Annotated in this window: 17 protein-coding genes and 1 pseudogene; 9 read left to right on the top strand and 9 right to left on the bottom strand. The window is 42.2% G+C overall.

The window, feature by feature from the left end; all coding sequences use genetic code 11:
- Positions 1 to 20 precede the first annotated feature (20 nt).
- Positions 21 to 1,421, top strand: coding sequence for a 3-isopropylmalate dehydratase large subunit (gene leuC / locus CWC04_RS07770; protein WP_024033932.1), 1,401 nt, complete (start codon positions 21 to 23; stop codon positions 1,419 to 1,421).
- Positions 1,421 to 2,020: a 3-isopropylmalate dehydratase small subunit gene (gene leuD / locus CWC04_RS07775; RefSeq protein ID WP_004589386.1), complete on the top strand. Its 600-nt coding sequence runs from the start codon at positions 1,421 to 1,423 to the stop codon at positions 2,018 to 2,020. Before leuC ends, leuD begins: the two co-directional genes overlap by 1 nt.
- Positions 2,021 to 2,103: 83 nt before the next feature.
- On the opposite strand, the gene CWC04_RS07780 is transcribed toward leuD, so the two are convergent.
- A complete protein-coding gene (locus CWC04_RS07780) occupies positions 2,104 to 3,615 on the bottom strand; it encodes a DUF3360 family protein (protein WP_138685070.1) in 1,512 nt (503 codons plus the stop codon).
- A 377-nt stretch (positions 3,616 to 3,992) separates the two neighbouring features.
- Between CWC04_RS07780 and CWC04_RS07785 the strand changes: the two are divergent.
- Positions 3,993 to 4,585: pseudogene (locus tag CWC04_RS07785) on the top strand (hypothetical protein).
- Between the two features lies 1 nt (position 4,586).
- On the opposite strand, the gene CWC04_RS07790 reads toward CWC04_RS07785, so the two are convergent.
- Positions 4,587 to 4,961, bottom strand: a complete 375-nt coding sequence (locus CWC04_RS07790) for a hypothetical protein (RefSeq protein WP_004589382.1) — start codon at positions 4,959 to 4,961, stop codon at positions 4,587 to 4,589.
- A gap of 98 nt (positions 4,962 to 5,059) precedes the next feature.
- Between CWC04_RS07790 and CWC04_RS07795 the strand changes: the two genes are divergently transcribed.
- On the top strand, positions 5,060 to 5,503 hold the full coding sequence (locus CWC04_RS07795) for a tellurite resistance TerB family protein (RefSeq protein WP_024033928.1): 444 nt from the start codon (positions 5,060 to 5,062) through the stop codon (positions 5,501 to 5,503).
- 3 nt (positions 5,504 to 5,506) lie between these two features.
- Here the strand turns inward: CWC04_RS07795 and CWC04_RS07800 are convergent, their stop codons facing one another.
- Positions 5,507 to 6,073, bottom strand: coding sequence for an NADPH-dependent FMN reductase (locus tag CWC04_RS07800; protein ID WP_029773331.1), 567 nt, complete (start codon positions 6,071 to 6,073; stop codon positions 5,507 to 5,509).
- A 117-nt stretch (positions 6,074 to 6,190) separates the two neighbouring features.
- Here CWC04_RS07800 and CWC04_RS07805 point away from each other — a divergent pair, with 117 nt between their 5' ends.
- A complete protein-coding gene (locus tag CWC04_RS07805; RefSeq protein WP_138685071.1) occupies positions 6,191 to 7,090 on the top strand; it encodes a LysR family transcriptional regulator in 900 nt (299 codons plus the stop codon).
- On the opposite strand, the gene norR is transcribed toward CWC04_RS07805, so the two are convergent.
- Positions 7,083 to 8,639 (bottom strand): nitric oxide reductase transcriptional regulator NorR, encoded by a 1,557-nt coding sequence (gene norR, locus CWC04_RS07810; RefSeq protein ID WP_138685072.1) that lies wholly within the window; start codon positions 8,637 to 8,639, stop codon positions 7,083 to 7,085. The two genes, CWC04_RS07805 and norR, sit on opposite strands and share 8 nt — an antisense overlap.
- A gap of 160 nt (positions 8,640 to 8,799) precedes the next feature.
- On the opposite strand from norR, the gene CWC04_RS07815 reads away from it, so the two are divergent.
- Genes CWC04_RS07815 through hmpA form a run of 3 tightly spaced genes read left to right on the top strand, consistent with a single transcriptional unit; the run spans position 8,800 to position 11,503 of the window.
- Positions 8,800 to 9,069, top strand: coding sequence for a hypothetical protein (locus CWC04_RS07815; protein WP_138685073.1), 270 nt, complete (start codon positions 8,800 to 8,802; stop codon positions 9,067 to 9,069).
- The gene (locus CWC04_RS07820; protein ID WP_138685074.1) at positions 9,069 to 10,301 is read left to right on the top strand and encodes an NnrS family protein; all 1,233 of its coding nucleotides are present in this window, start codon (positions 9,069 to 9,071) and stop codon (positions 10,299 to 10,301) included. The genes CWC04_RS07815 and CWC04_RS07820 overlap by 1 nt, the downstream gene beginning before the upstream one ends.
- Before the next feature lie 20 nt (positions 10,302 to 10,321).
- On the top strand, positions 10,322 to 11,503 hold the full coding sequence (gene hmpA, locus CWC04_RS07825) for an NO-inducible flavohemoprotein (protein ID WP_138685075.1): 1,182 nt from the start codon (positions 10,322 to 10,324) through the stop codon (positions 11,501 to 11,503).
- 60 nt (positions 11,504 to 11,563) lie between these two features.
- Here the strand turns inward: hmpA and CWC04_RS07830 are convergent, their stop codons facing one another.
- The 3 genes from CWC04_RS07830 to CWC04_RS07840 form a co-directional block, all read right to left on the bottom strand.
- Complete coding sequence (locus CWC04_RS07830; protein WP_138685076.1) at positions 11,564 to 11,932, bottom strand: hypothetical protein; 369 nt, start codon at positions 11,930 to 11,932, stop codon at positions 11,564 to 11,566.
- A complete protein-coding gene (locus CWC04_RS07835) occupies positions 11,932 to 13,551 on the bottom strand; it encodes a S41 family peptidase (RefSeq protein WP_138685077.1) in 1,620 nt (539 codons plus the stop codon). The genes CWC04_RS07830 and CWC04_RS07835 overlap by 1 nt, the downstream gene beginning before the upstream one ends.
- Before the next feature lie 108 nt (positions 13,552 to 13,659).
- Positions 13,660 to 14,319: an endonuclease gene (locus CWC04_RS07840; RefSeq protein WP_138685078.1), complete on the bottom strand. Its 660-nt coding sequence runs from the start codon at positions 14,317 to 14,319 to the stop codon at positions 13,660 to 13,662.
- Between the two features lie 126 nt (positions 14,320 to 14,445).
- Here CWC04_RS07840 and CWC04_RS07845 point away from each other — a divergent pair, with 126 nt between their 5' ends.
- Entirely contained in the window at positions 14,446 to 14,796 is a 351-nt protein-coding gene (locus CWC04_RS07845) for a VOC family protein (RefSeq protein ID WP_138685079.1), read from the top strand.
- On the opposite strand, the gene CWC04_RS07850 is transcribed toward CWC04_RS07845, so the two are convergent.
- Positions 14,771 to 15,487 carry a hypothetical protein gene (locus CWC04_RS07850; protein ID WP_138685080.1) on the bottom strand — a complete coding sequence of 239 codons (717 nt, stop codon included), beginning with the start codon at positions 15,485 to 15,487 and terminating at the stop codon, positions 14,771 to 14,773. The genes CWC04_RS07845 and CWC04_RS07850 overlap by 26 nt on opposite strands.
- 143 nt (positions 15,488 to 15,630) lie before the next feature.
- Entirely contained in the window at positions 15,631 to 15,882 is a 252-nt protein-coding gene (locus CWC04_RS07855) for a DUF7218 family protein (RefSeq protein WP_249326082.1), read from the bottom strand.
- Positions 15,883 to 15,972: the final 90 nt, after the last annotated feature.

The following is a 15,972-nucleotide window of genomic DNA, read 5'->3' on the forward strand; positions in this document are numbered from 1 at the left end:
ACAAAGTAGGGAATTAGCAAGTGGCCCAAACGTTATACGACAAAATTTGGCAAGCACATACCGTTGCCAGCATAAACGAGCAAACTGATTTACTTTATATTGACCGTCATTTAGTACACGAGGTGACATCACCACAGGCTTTTGCAGGCCTACGTGAAAAAAACCGTACGGTACGTTGCCCAGAAAAAACCTTTGCAACAATGGATCACAACGTATCGACTAAAAGCCGATCACTTGATGCAGCAAGCGAAGTATCTAAAAACCAGTTAATGGCACTTGATGCTAACTGTAAAGAGTTTGGCATTGTACTTTACGATTTAAACTCAATTAACCAAGGCATAGTGCATGTAATGGGGCCAGAACAAGGTATTACCTTGCCTGGCACTACCATTGTATGTGGTGATAGCCATACCTCTACGCATGGTGCGTTTGGCGCATTAGCGCACGGTATTGGTACGTCTGAGGTTGAGCATGTATTAGCAACGCAAACGCTACAGCAAAAAAAGGCAAAATCGTTAAAAATTCAAATTAACGGTGTGCTTCGCCCAACGGTAACCTCTAAAGATTTAATTATGGCGGTTATTGGTAAGTTAGGTACAGCTGGCGGTACAGGTTATGTTGCTGAATTTTGTGGTGAAGGCATTGAAGCACTTTCAATGGAAGCCCGTATGACGCTATGTAACATGAGTATTGAAATGGGTGCAAAAGCAGGTTTAATAGCACCAGATCAAATTACGTATGATTACTTAAAAGGTCGCCCATTTGCACCTAAAGGCGCTGACTTTGACGCTGCAGTTGAATACTGGGAAACCTTAAAATCAGATGAAGGCGCAGAGTTTGACTTGAGTGTTGAGCTTGAAGCTGACGACATTCAGCCGCAAATTACGTGGGGTACAAGCCCAGAGCAAGTAATTGGCGTTGATGAATGCATACCAGATCCTGACCAAGAACCAGATTTAATTAAAGCCGATGCTATACGCAGCGCACTTAGATACATGGACTTAAAAGCCGGCGATAAATTATCAAGCGCGAAAGTAGATACAGTCTTTATTGGTTCGTGTACAAATAGCCGTATCGAAGATTTACGTGCAGCGGCAAAAATTGTTGAAGGCAAGCAAGTAGTCGCAGGCATTGAAGCACTTATCGTACCGGGCTCTGGTCTTGTTAAAAAGCAGGCCGAAGACGAAGGCTTAGCAGATATTTTTAAAGCGGCAGGTTTTGAGTGGCGCGAGCCGGGCTGTTCAATGTGTTTAGCAATGAACGATGACCGCTTAGAAGCGGGCAAACGCTGTGCATCTACGTCTAACCGTAACTTTGAAGGCCGCCAAGGCCGTGGCGGGCGTACGCACTTAGTGAGCCCTGCAATGGCAGCCGCTGCAGCAATACATGGTCACTTTGTTGATATAAGAGGAGAAGCCTAATGAGCGTATTTTTTAGTGGCTTAATGGCCCCACTTGATAAAAACAATGTAGATACAGACCAAATAATTCCAAAGCAGTTTTTAACATCAACCAGCCGTGATGGTTTTGATGCAGCACTGTTTTACGATTGGCGTTACCTAGAAAACGGTGAACCAAATCCTGATTTTATTTTAAACCGCCCATGCTACCAAGGCGCGCAAATATTATTAACCCGCGACAACTTTGGTTGTGGCTCATCACGTGAGCATGCGCCGTGGGCGCTTAAGCAATATGGTTTTGAAGTAATTTTAGCGGAAAGCTTTGCTGATATTTTCTTTAATAACTGTGGCAACAACCAAATGCTAGCCATTGCGCTACCGGCTGATACGCTTGAGCAATTGTTTGTACTTAGTGAGCAACACGACGATATAAACATTCAAATCGATCTTGAAAACCAAACACTAACAAGCGATAAGTTTGCGCCAATTAGTTTTGATATTCGTAAAGACGTAAAAGAGCGTTTATTAAGTGGCTTAGATTTTATTGGTGTGACCGAAACGCTAAATCCACAAATTGATGCGTTTGAAAAACAACTTGCTGCTGAGCGCCCTTGGCAGTAATGAAAAGCAATTAATTACATATGAAAACAAAGCGCGGCTGAGTATATAAGCCGCGCTTTTTTTATGTTTAAGTTTTCTAATTATTAATGTCTAAAATCTGCCATTAGCGCAGGTATGCCTGGCAGCATACCAACAATAGCCATAACGGTAGTTAAAATAACAAACATAATTAGCGGAATAACCCAACGGCTCATTTTAGTTAAATTAGCACTGCGCTCTTTACAGCCAATTAAGCCTAAGTTATCAAGCAGCATAGTTAGAGACCAACCAAAAGCAGGGTTAACCAAGCTTGAGGCAAACACAACAATAGCGGCCGATTGCGTTGTTTTACCTTCGCGTGTCATTTCCATACCTGCCTCTAGCAGCGGAATAAAGACACCTACAATAAGCGCAACACACAGCACGGGTTGCCAAATGGCTAAATCCATTGGGTAGCCCCATAAACCCGCAATAATACAAAATACGGCTGTTAAAATGGCGCCTGCTGGAATAGGGCGTTTAGCAATAGCGGCAGGGACAATGTAAGTCCCCCACGATGAGGTAAAGTTAGCACCACCGGCCAGCGAGCCAAAGGTTTGTCTAACCGATGCGCTTAGCATGGTGTCGTCTATGTTCATTTGAACTTTTTCAGTGCGTTGCGGATAACTAATTTTTTGAAATACTTGATGCCCTAAAAAATCTGGGGACCACATAGCCACAGCCAATACCGCAAACGGCAGTACAACCACAAAGCTTTCAAGCGTAGGTAAGCCAAGCATCCAGCCTGTGTTCTCGCCCCACCAATAAGCTGGGTTCATATTTGGTAAGCCCGGCGCGGTATTAAATTCAAACGGCGCACCGAGTGCAAATGCAACCACACCGCCAATAAGGCAGCTAAGCGGCACAGCTAACCAGCGCTTTTTAAAGTGCTCAAGTAACGCATACAATAAAATGGTCGCCAAAATAACAATAAATGCAATGTGCGCCATATTAATGGCCTCAGCCCATGCAAACAGCTTTTTAACCTGCGAAATTGTGCCAATAAAGCCTAAATATATAAGTAAGCCCCCGCACACGCCTTTACTCGTTAAGCGTGCCAGCAAGCTCCCTCCTTTGGTTATGGCTAAAATAAAGCCAAAGGCACCAATCAGTAAGCCAAACGCCATAGGGTGGCCACCAGCGGCCACCACAATAGGAATAAGAGGAATAAGTGGCCCATGTGTACCCGCTAAGTTAGCGGTAGGTAAAATAAAGCCCGAAAACAAAATAATAAAAATAGAAACAATCAGTAATTCATAGCGTACGTTTTCTAACACAAATGCATCACTTAAACCCAGTGGCGCTGCAAATGTAGCGGCAATAGCACCCACCATAACGACTTTACCTATGGTGCCCGCCATGGCAGGAATAGTATCTTCAAATTCAAAGCGGTAGTCTCTAAAGGGTAAATTAGGCCGCCAGCGCTTAGGCTGCATAATTTGCAGCTCGTGCTCTAGGTATTCGTCGCGGGTTTTAAACTCTGAACTAGCTTTATGCTTATTTTGATAGCTGTTGGCATCATCTACGTGGGATGCGCTTGTTTTTTCTGGCTCGTTACCCTTTGGGGTTACTGACATAGTCCCTCCTGTTACTCGTTGCTTATTTATTAATACGGCTTTTGTTAAAGCAAATGAATAGTGAAGGAGCAGAGTAGATCAGCTTTTACTCAGGAATGTATAGGCAAAAGGTCGTGTATGGCGAAAAAGGTAGCCAATATACCAACAATCATTTATGTGTAGTTAAAAATAATTAATAAAACTCATTATTAATCAAAATATTATGTTCTTTCTGTGCAAGGTGAAAGTGAATTTATTGCAGCTTTTTACAATATAAGCCATTAGTCTAATAACAAAGAAATTACTTATATTCAGCTGTTTTTAGCCACTTGTCGCAGCTATTTCCCATTATTAACTTAAACCGCTATGGTATTAAAAAACTATTATAAGAGTACTTTATGAAATTATTAACGGCAGCAACGTTATTACTTGCCTCATCAGCGGCTATTGCGCGTCCTGCGCCTTTGGTATCTATACCTACACACGATGCATTTTTAAAAATATAGCTGCACATTGTGGTAAAGCGTTTGAGGGCAAAGTAAGCGTAGATAACGCAAAAGGCCCAAGCTCATTTGAGAATAAAAAACTAATTATGCATGTTCGTAAATGCACAGATAGCGAGCTACAAGTACCATTTCATGTGGGAGATGATGCATCGCGTACATGGCTCATTACTAAAACGGGCAGTGGTTTGAGCTTAAAGCATGATCATCGCCATGAAGATGGCAGCGACGATGCCTCAACTATGTATGGCGGTCATACTCTTGATGCGGGTTTTGCACAAATGCAGTCTTTCCCGGCCGATCAATACTCTAAAGAGTTATTTGTAGCACAAGGGATAGCGCAGTCGGCAGGTAATACATGGCAAATGTATATTTATCCTGAGGTATTTACGTATCGGTTAATTCGCCAAGGGCGCGAGTTTAAGGTGGACTTTGATTTAACTAAACCAATTACTCCACCAGCAGCGCCGTGGGGCTACGAAAAATAAACTATTTTTCTTTTTTCTCGGGTGCGTCACATTGTAGTAAAACGTTTAATGGTGGTTGATAAGCGCGTGGTTTAGTAGGAAAACGTTCGTACTCTTGCACGCCTTCAAGCACTTTTAACATAAAGGTTCTGCCGCGGCATAATCTGTCTGCGTGGCGCAGTAAAAACATACTTTGATTAGCAAAGTGTTTGTAATCGTCTGATTGTATTTCTATTTTATAGTTGTCTTCACCAATTTTGGTTTGGTAATAATGTACTTTGTTATCAAAGTCGTATGACTTTTCTTTTTCGCCTACTTCTGCAAAGGCGCTCCCTATACCAGAAAAGGCTAGCAATGCAGCGCCAACAACTAAATGCGGTGTGTATAAGCCTTTCATAAAAATGTATCCTTTAATTTGCGAACTTAATACCCATTAATAAAGCATTAAGTGCGATGTATTTAAGTTAAGTCTAACACCCAAAAAGAGAATATGTGATGTTCAAACAAATAAAACAACTGTTTGCCGCTTTTGACGAGCAACAGCCAAGCATAGAGCAGCATGATCTAAAAACAGCGGTTGCTGCGCTGCTTATTGAAGTAATGCGTGCTGATTCTAAGCTCGACCATAATGAACAACACACCCTGACTGTAACCTTAAAAAAATACTTTAATTTAACAGAATCGGAAGTTGATGAGCTCACCAACAATGCCGCTGGTAGCTTAGATGGGGCTATTGATTACTTTCAATTTTCTAAGCAGATTAACGATCACTGCAGTGCGGCGCAGCGCATTGAAATAATTGAGCTATTATGGCGATTGGCGTATGCCGATGGAGAGATAGACCCCCAAGAAGAGTATGTAATACGCAAAGTGGCTGGGCTTTTATATGTAGCGCACACCGATTTTATCGCTGCTAAATTAGCAGCGACACAATCGTAAAAATTAGCTTAATTTACTAGCAACAGAAACGAGCTGCTGCGTTAATACGCTAACTTTTTCTGCTGTGGTAGGGTCGCTAATTTTTCCATCTTCGTCAAATACAGTAAATGCAGATGGGATAGCGAGCTGATCGGCAAGTACTAACGAGCCAATCCCACTTAAAATATCGCGCACATGGTTTAAGCCGCGCAAACCACCAAGCCCACCCGGTGATGTAGCAAATAACGCCACTACTTTGTTGCGAAATGCGGGGACTGCGCCTTGCTCAGTTCGCGATGCCCAATCAATTGCATTTTTAAGTGCAGCAGTAATTGAGCCGTTGTACTCTGGGCTTGCTAGTAAAATACCATCAGCATTACGCAGTTTATCTTTTAATAGTTGGGCATCGGTGGGTGTGCCTTGCGCTTCAATGTCTTCGCTAAATAATGGCAAATTTAACTCAGCGAGTGTAATTACTTCCACTTCAGCACCGGTTTGCAGAGCAAAACGAGCTGCTTCGTTAATGAGTTTTTGGTTAAAGCTATCTTTACGCAGGCTACCCGCGAGCGCGATAATTTTTGGTGCTGACATAATTAAGACCTTTTATTGGTTGGGTATGACACTAATGTAGCAAATTTTTGCTTGTAGAAAACCCGAATAAACGCAACACTTATGTGCGTATATGCACATAAGTAGAAGGTGGGTAGCGTGGCAATAAAATTTGACGACTGGCAAGACGTAAAAGTTGCCTTTGAAGTGGCAAGGCTAGGTACTTTGACCGCCGCAGCAGAGGCATTAAGTGTGCACCATAGCACAGTGCTGAGACGCATAAATAACTTAGAGAAAAACTTAAATGTACGGTTATTTCATCGCCATGCGCGCGGATATAAAGTAACCGAAAGCGGGGCAAAATTATTTGAAACCGCACAAGCAATAGATAACTCACTCGAAGGTTTACATAATGCCATTGCCGCAGCCGATAGTGAGCTCAGAGGGAGCTTGTTACTGACTACCGTAAGTGGTTTTATGGATATGCTAAGCAACGTGTGTGAGCAATTTCAAACATTGCATCCGCAAGTGCAGCTAGAAGTGATTTTAGAGCAAAAGCGCTTAAGGCTTGACCACGGACAAGCTCATATAGCAATACGTGTAGGCCCCAAACCTGATGAAGGCGACTATATAGCGCAGCACTTAGCTAAGCTATCGGCCGGCCTATATGCGCACAAACGTTATATTGCTAAACACGGCATGCCAAAAACCTTAGATGACTTAAAGCAGCATAATTTTATATCGGGTATTGCGGGATTTAATGCGCGTGTACCGTACTTTAGCTGGGTTGATGAGTTTATTCCTCAGTCGCAAATTAAATTAAGAGTATCAGAAACCTCAGAAGCGGCGCGCGCGGTTATTAAAGGCTTAGGCATAGGGGGGTTGCACCAAAGCGCGATAGAAAATAACCCCGACGTAGTGCCTATATTGCACGACAAATTACATTGGGAGTTTGACTCTTGGTTGGTTACTCACCATTTAGTACACCGCACCGCGAAAGTACAAGCTTTTACTGGCTTATTAAAAACCTACTTTAGTAACATGCCACACGTTAAATAGTTTTTTTAACTTTAATGCCTAGGCGTTTGGCAAGCCTAACTAGGTTGGCTCTGTCGAGTTCAAGGGTTCGTGCAGTAGCTGCCCAATTATAATTATGCTGTTTTAATTGCTCGGTAATAACCGTAAATTGCAAAGATTCAACGGCCTGTTTTAAAGGCTGATGATGGGCAGTGTGGGCGGTAATTGGCGTGCTAACGTGCGCGTTGTTGTTTGGTTGTTGGGTTAAATCGCAGTGCTCGCTTGTAATTGTTATTATTGGGTTTTGCCACTGGCTTTGTTTAGCTTTTAATGCGCTGCGGCTAATAACATGCTCAAGCTCGCGTACATTACCAGGCCAACTGTATTGGTTGAGCAATACTTGCGCTTCAGTGCTTAGCTTTAATTGTTTAATACCTAATTTACGGGCAGTTTGTTCAATAAAATAACCAGCCAGTAAAGTTATGTCGTGCTCGCGTTTATTAAGTGGCGGCACGGTAATAGGGTAAACACTTAGCCGGTGATATAAATCGGCTCTAAAGCGGCCTTGCGCTACCTCATTTTTTAAATCACGATTAGTGGCTGCTATTACCCTTACATCCACATATTTTGGCGTGTCTTCTCCCACTGTTTGTATTTCACCACTTTGCAACACCCGCAATAATTTGCTTTGCATAGCCAATGGTAGCTCGCCAATTTCGTCTAAAAATAACGTGCCGCCATCAGCTAGCTGAAACTTACCTTGGCGGGCATTTTGTGCGCCAGTAAATGAGCCTTTGGCGTGGCCAAAAAACTCACTCTCTGCAAGGTTCTCGGGAAGAGAGGCACAATTTAAGTGAATCAGCGGTTGATCTTTTCGGGCAGAATTTAAGTGAATATTACGCGCTACTAGCTCTTTTCCTACGCCCGTTTCTCCTAACACCAATACACTAAAATTAGAGGCCGCTACGAGTTTTATTTCATTTTTAAGCGTTTGCATTACAGGGCTTTGGCCAATAATTTCGCCGCCATCGCGAGTAAGTGCATCACGCGTTAGCGCTTGTACAAGGGCGTTTGAATGCTGTGCATGGTGTTTGTAATGGGCAAGCTCCAGGGCTGTTTTAAAATGCGCACTGCACAGTGTTTGTAAGGTACTGAGTGTATCTGCGCTAATTCTGCTAAAGGCATTTGCGTTTAAGCTATCGAATGTAAGCACGCCTAGCAAAGTGCTTTTATCGTAAAGGGGTAAACCTAAGCAAGCATGCACAGGAATATCGCCCGTTTTGGCCAGCAGCAGGCCGTCGTATGGGTCGGGCAGGGGGCAGTCGTGTGCAAACTGTAATGCGTGGTTTGCACTACAAATGGCCGCTAATCGAGGGTGCTCTGCTATTTTAAAGCGCCTGCCAAGGCTGTCGGGCATCAGACCTTTGATGGCTAAGGGCTTAAGTTGCTCGCCCTGCACGACAAGTAATGCACTGGCATCGCTAGGTATTACACGCTCAACCGTTGCCAATAATTGATCAAAGCTGTGCTCGTGCAGAGTGCTTTGGGCAAGCTCTAAAGCCACTTGGGTAAGGTTGAATTGTTGATTCATGTCAAAATGACCTATTCGTGTTTTTATGATTTAAATTAGAGTGTGTCATAAAGACTCAATTTGTAAAGTGTTTATATTTAACTTACTGAATATTAGTGTTTTATTTTATTGGCACACTATGTGTAATAGCTAAGTAACGTTAATGGTTGCTGAGGTAGTTATGAACACACTTACACTAAATAATATAAACAACCAGGTTGAGTTAGGCGCATTTTTTAAATCGCTATTATTTACTGCTAATGCAGTATTAGGGCTTAGCGCTATTTGTATGGTTGTGAGCATTTTAATTAGTTACCCGTACGCAGAGCACTTTTCGATGCAGGTACAAATATCAGCGCATATTAGTACGATTGTAGTGGCAGCTATTTTAAAAGTTAGTTATGTGCTGCGTTGTGTTGCGCAACATGGTTTAGGGCAGGAAGTACGCTAATGCGCCCACTAAATTTAACAGAGCCAATGCCAGCGCACATAGCTATTCATCACGTAACAAAATGGCCGTTATGGATGCTTGCATTTAGACCCTACTTTTTAGCAGGCGGTTTGCTGGCATTTTTATCGATAGGGTATTGGCTACTTATTTTAACGGGCTATGCTAGTTGGCACTTAACCATGCCAGCCACACTTTGGCACGCCCATGAAATGCTATTTGGCTTTGCAGGAGTGGTAGCCGTCGGTTTTTTACTTACGGCGGCACAAACTTGGACAGGCGTTGAAAGTATAAATGGCAAAGCACTTATGCTGCTTACTTTTGTATGGATAAGTGCTCGTTTAGCGTTTTTTATAAAGCTGCCTGATTTTGCTAATGCTAATTTATGGCTTGTTACTGTGCTACAGCTAGCATGGTGGCTAGGGGCAATTACGGCACTGGCTAATATGCTAATAACAGTACGCAGTAAAAATAATTACCCGTTTTTAGTTATTTTAAGCGTGTTGTGCGCCCTTAATACTCTTTATTTACTCCTTGTTTTAAATAACAACATGCAGCTTGCATTAGCTGTGGTTGACACTGCGGTACTGGTTGTCAGTTTACTGGTCGGCATTGTAGCAGGGCGGGTTATTCCTTTTTTCACAGCTAAAGGCTTAGCGCTTAGCGAGCAAGTACACACTTCTAAAATTGATAAAGCACTGCTGTATTTATCAATATTGGCAATTACTTTATTTTTTATCAGTAAATTATTTTTAAGCTCAATTAGCCCTGCATTCATTGTTGCAATAGTGGCTGTGCTTCACTTAATTCGCGCAAAACTTTGGTGGCATGCAAACGTGCTAAAAGTGCCTTTATTATGGTCTTTGCATTTTTCTTATTTTGCTTTAGGTGTTGGCTTAATGATGATTGCACTGAGCTTTTACACAAGCGAAGTACATTTTAAAGATGCGCTCCACCTTATCACTATTGGAACAATAGGGATGATGATTTTAGCCATGATGACCCGTGTATCGCTAGGGCATACAGGGCGTACGCTTAATACACCTAAATATATATCTGTTGCTTTTGCGCTTGTGCTGGTGGCAGCTATTACTCGCTCCATACTCCCTTTAATTATTGCGCCACACTTTGCTTGGCAGATCAGTGCCTTGCTGTGGTTAGTGGCTTTTTTGTTATTTTTAATTTACTGCACACCTATATTAACGCGCCGTCGTGTTGATGGGCGCCGTGGTTAGTTTACCTACAGGACTACATTATGTTATCTAATAAAACCATTGAGATTGTTAAAAGCACTGTTCCGTTATTAGCGCAAGCCGGCACGGTTGTGACCGATCATTTTTATAAGCGACTATTTAGCCATAACCCAGAGCTTAAAAATATTTTTAATATGAGCAACCAAAACACCGGGCGCCAGCAATTTGCTTTGTTTAACGCCTTAGCGGCATACGCCCAAAACATTGATAACTTAGCGGTGTTAAAAGAGGCATTAGCGCGCATTAACCATAAACACACCAGTTTAAATATTTTACCAGAGCACTACCCCATTGTTGGTGCTCACTTAATTGGCACCTTAAAAGAGCTAATACCAGAGCAGTTTACGCCAGATGTAGAATACGCTTGGCGTGAAGCATATGCACTGCTTGCTGATATGTGTATTACTGAAGAAGCGGCTTTATATGAGCACAGTAAAAATAAACACGGTGGTTGGGCGGGCACGCGCCAATTTGAAATAACCAACAAACAGGTTGAATCAGCACTCGTAACAAGCTTTACACTAACGCCTATAGATGGCAAAGCGGTGATTACCCATAAACCTGGCCAATATTTAGGGGTTAAAGTTAAACCAGCGGGCGCTGAATATGAAGAAATTCGCCAGTATTCTATTTCACAAAAAGCTAATGGTAAAAACTACCGTATTAGCGTTAAAAAAGAGCTACAGCCAAAGCCTGGCATGGTGTCTAATTATTTACACTCACTAGCTCAAGGTGACATAGTTGAACTGTACCCGCCTGCAGGTGATTTCTTTTTACGAAATAGTAAAAAACCAGCGGTACTTATTTCAGCAGGTGTAGGGCAAACGCCAATGCTTGCGATGCTCGAAACGCTATTAAGCGATAACCCTAAGCAAAATATTATGTATTTACATGCGTGCGAAAATACGCAGCAGCACTCGTTTGCACACTATTTAAATGAATTAAGTATGGCTTATAACAGCTTGCAAACTATAACGTGGTTTAATCAAAGTAGTGAAGGGGCTGATTTTACAGGGTTAATGGACTTAACTGCCATAAAAACACAGTTACCTCTTACAAATGGCGATTTTTACTTATGTGGCCCCGCTGGGTTTATGGCGTTTGTGAAAAGCCAATTACTGGCACTAGGCGTTAAAAACGAGCATATTCATTACGAAGTGTTTGGCCCGCATCAAGACTTATAAACCAAGTGAAAAATGATAAAGGCACACAGCATAAATGCTGTGTGCCTTTTTAATAGTATTTTATCGTGCTTTACAATTTACGTTTTTAAGCTCAATAGACATATCTTTTTTAGGATAATAAAGCACGCACTGCTCGGCAATTATTTGTAAAACAAACTTTTCTGGCTTGATATTATGCGCGCCCATTATGGGCATACCATTTGAGTCTTTACTATTTCCATGGCTTAATAATAACTCGCTGCGTTTAGTAAAAACGGTGTCGGCCAGCGTAACTAGTGTGCCGCCCTTCGCTTTTATAATCGCTTGCTGGAGCGTGGCTATAACGCCTGGGTTTACCTCGGTTAGTAGTGCAGGCTTAGCAGTGGCATTACTCATACTGTTACAGCCTCCAATAAATAATAAGGTTAATATTGCCAGTAGTTTAGCCATTACTTATCCTTATTTAACGTAGGCCAGGTTAAATCCATATTGCCACGGTTAACGTTATTAGGTGCGTTTAAAGGTAATAGCTGCTTGCTATCGCCAGCAGCGCTTTGTACTTGCGTTTTAATACTTGCAGAGGCGGTGCTAACAGGGCACGTGCCGTTATTATCAATATGATAAAGCGCAGTAGAGAGTATCCCTTCGTTTGGATCGCCTAATTGATTATCAAAGTCGTCACTGACTACACAGCCTTTTACATCAGCATCAAACTGCGGTGTAGGCGTTGGCGTAAAGCCTGCTGCATATTCACCAAACCCTTTACTGTTAATACCGCTAAATTGAATGGTGTAATAGGTGGTGCCACAGTTATGTGTTGGGGTAAAACCGTATGGTTTACCGCAGGTTGTGTCGCCAATGAGCACTACCTCGGCGTCAATGCCTTTTAAGCCATTAATAAAGGCTTCTGATGCCGAACACGTACCCGATGTACTAAGCACATACACCTTAGATAGGTTTAAATCGGGGAGGCTTTCGCCAGTGCTGAAAAAAGTTGAGTAATCAATTTCTTCATCTATAAACGGAAAAGGCGACTCTACCGGTTGTTTATCGTTTTGCTGAGTTTGGTAATAAATACGGTTTTGAATGTTGGCGCTGCCCGCCACCATGTAAGCCAGCTGCGAAGAAAGCGCTAATAAACCGCCTCCGTTATATCTAAAGTCGATAACAAGCTCTTCCACGTTATCGGTTTTAAATTTATTAACTGCAGCAATTAAGCCTTCTTGGGCAATACCTATATGGCTATTAAACTGCATGTACCCTACGCTAGTGCCATTTGCAGTGGTAATAGTTTTTACGTTTTGTACAGGTGTTTGCTCTATGTTGCCGGCAGTTACGTTAAAGGTTTTTTCAGCGCCATCGTTACTGCGCACAACGATGGTGTGCGAGTCGCCATTAGTGGGGCTAAATAAGCCTTCGTTTAAGGTATCTACGCCTGCTTGTGTGCTGGTATTAATGCTTACGCCATCAACTTCAAGTACGGTATCGCCACGTTGAAAACCAATTTGGCTTGCTGGTGAGTCGTCTTCTAGGTAGGCAACACGTAAAATTCTATCAGCTGGGTCGCCAATAAATGCCCAATTTATACCATAGCCTGAGGTTACACCTGATTGCGCTTCTTGAAAGTAGTCCTCAGAAGGCTCTGAAAAATGAAAATTATCTTTTTTATCACCAGAGTCGGTTAGTTCTTCGGTTTTTAGTTGGGCAAAATAATCGGCCACTGTAGGAAAGTTTTCAGGGTCGTTATCGGCTATTTCATCATACCAAAGGTAGGTTTCGTCGCTCCACGAGCGAAGCCAAAGCTTTTCGTAAAGGGCTGAACCGGCTTGGTCAGGGTAAGGCGCATTATTATTAAACGGATCGTTACCTGTGCGTGGGTTTTCGCAAAAGTTTTTTAACTCCTCCGATGGCTCAAATACACCTGCCGTCCAAGTTGGGGCTGAACTAGCAGGGGGGGTGACGACTGGGTCGGGCGTTTCATTCATGCTGCTACCACCGCCACAGCCCACAAGCGTTAGGCTTGAAAGTGCAGCAATAATAGCGAGTGTTGCTTTATTATTTTTAAACATACAAAACTACTTTTTGTAAATAAGTTGTTTAAAATACTACAACACCCGCTCATTTATTCAACGTATTCGCCCCTAAATTATGTAAATGAATGTATACACTTAGGTGTGCTACAGCTTACTTGCGCTGCTTTTATCTGCAAATGCTTGTTTTTGCCAGGCATCAAATAGTTTTTGTTGTTTAGCTGATATTTTTAAGCCGTATGTTTTTTGCATATAGGCGTAGGTGTCGGCAATGCGCTTACGGGCATAAAAAGGAGGCTCTACAACGCGTTGTTTAAAGTTAACCTTTACTTGGCAGCGGCCATATTGGGTGGCGTTTTCGCTAAGCATACCAAAGCGATAGTTAGAGCGATCTGCGTTAATTTCGCCAATAGCAGGGGCTAAATTGTTTATATCGGCTTCCATTTTTCTAAATTTAGCACTGACCTTGCGACAGTTTTTACGACCACCGTTTTGCCAGCATTGTAACTGGTGACCAAATTCCCACGCCGGCACTATATGCTCCCACTCTATACGCAGTGCACGTACATTAACCTTGCCAGAGGAAGTTAACGTATTACGTGGAATATAACCACAGTTGCTAGGGTCGGGGATTAGCTTTTTACCTTGTTTTTTAATGTCGCAGCCGCAGTAAAGGCTTTTGGCGTTTTCGGGTAGGGTTTTAATTAAGTGCCTTTTAGCCGTTGAAAAACGGGTAAATTCTTCACTCGATGTAGAAAAACAAATACAACAAGCCACAAAGGCCAAAATAAATTTAAGCATATCCATCACATACGTGAACTACAGGAGGCGCTAGTCTAAAGTTTTGCTGCTAAAAGATAAAGCCTGAACAAATTTTAATCCGCAATGCTTAGTACACTCTATACTGATATAAAAAATAGCGAGGAGATGACTATGCTAGGTGCTTTTTCAATAAGTTTAACAGTTAAAGATATTAGAGTCTCAAAAGCGTTTTACGAAAAGCTGGGCTTTAGCGAGTTTGCAGGTGAGATAGAGCAAAACTGGCTAGTGATGAAAAACGGTGAGCATTTAATTGGCTTGTTCTCGGGTATGTTTGATAAAAACATGCTGACCTTCAATCCTGGCTGGGATCAAAACGCACAAACCGTTGCAGAGTTTAAGGATGTTGATGCGCTTAGCGAATATTTTCAAAGCGCTCATATCCAGGTTGAACCTGTGGGTGATAAAAGTTTTATTATTACCGACCCAGACGGCAACCCTATTTTGATTGACCAACACGTGTAAGTTTTTTTAGCCTAACGTTTTGTATTAATAAAATAATACCGCATAAACAAAATAGTACGCTGGTGGCTGCAAAGCTGATGAGAAGCGGGTTGTTAAAATCTTCTCGCTCGTCGTAATCCATTATGTGTAGCATCCAAAAAAAGTCGAATATGCGCCATAGTGTGCTGCGAACTATGATAACTTTGCCGTTAATTGCGTTTAAATACAGCGTAGTATTAAAGGTGTCGTTAAATTGTACTTGCCACACATTTTTTTTGTATCCCACCTCTCGAGTGCCTTGTTTTAAAAGTGTAGTGCTAATTGGCTTAGCGTCGATGAGTAAATGCGCTTGTGCATTAGCGGTAATTTGTATTTTAGTCGGTGGCTGAAAAGGGCGCCCCGTTAAACCATTAAAGCTTTGCTGCTCGTCAGTATTAATAACAGTAATAAGCGGGGTCGTTAAAAAGTGCTCAAACACTATTTGCGTGGGGTTAGGTACTTGGGCAGTAATATTATCGAGTGATGTGGGGTAGTCTGCTTGAGTAAATGGGTTTGTAAGTGTGCGCTTAGCAAGGTGCTTACCGTGTACGTATTCAAGTGGTATCGCGCTCATTACTAAGCCGCCTAAAAGCCAAGCTAAAATTTGTAAGGCAAGTAAATAGCCTAGCCACTTATGTAGTTTTCGAGCGCGCTTAAATAGTTGTTTTCTCATTTTGTGCTTCTTATTATTTTTAGCGTTAGTGTATTACAGCAGCCCATGCTTTTACTGCGGCATTTTGTCGCAGTTATTCATAAGCTTACTCTAACTTTATAAAAATAATAAAAAGGAGCGATAAAAAATCAGTGAGGCTGTGTTTAATGCTCACGTAAGGCATTTATTAGCCCTTGTTTGCTCATTTTAGAGCGGCCACTAATGCCGAGCTCTTTAGCTTTATTGTACAGCTGCTTTTTAGTGCGCTGCTCATACTTTGAGGCTTTGCCGCCTTTGACAGCAGTTTTATGAGTATTGCTATTAGCAATGCGCGCGGCTTTTTTTTTGCTCATGCCTTCATCTCGAAGCGCATCGTACTGATCGTCATTTTTAATTTGCGGGCCATGATCTACCATAATTGTCCTCCTGAAGCGTTTAATTACACAGTGTGTGTGTATAACTTTCATACATAAACGGTAAAATTAAGCGTAATTAGCCTAACCCGT

Origin of the sequence: Pseudoalteromonas sp. S2893 (genome assembly GCF_005887105.1) — a bacterium.
In the GTDB taxonomy this organism is placed as follows: Bacteria; Pseudomonadota; Gammaproteobacteria; order Enterobacterales; family Alteromonadaceae; genus Pseudoalteromonas; species Pseudoalteromonas atlantica.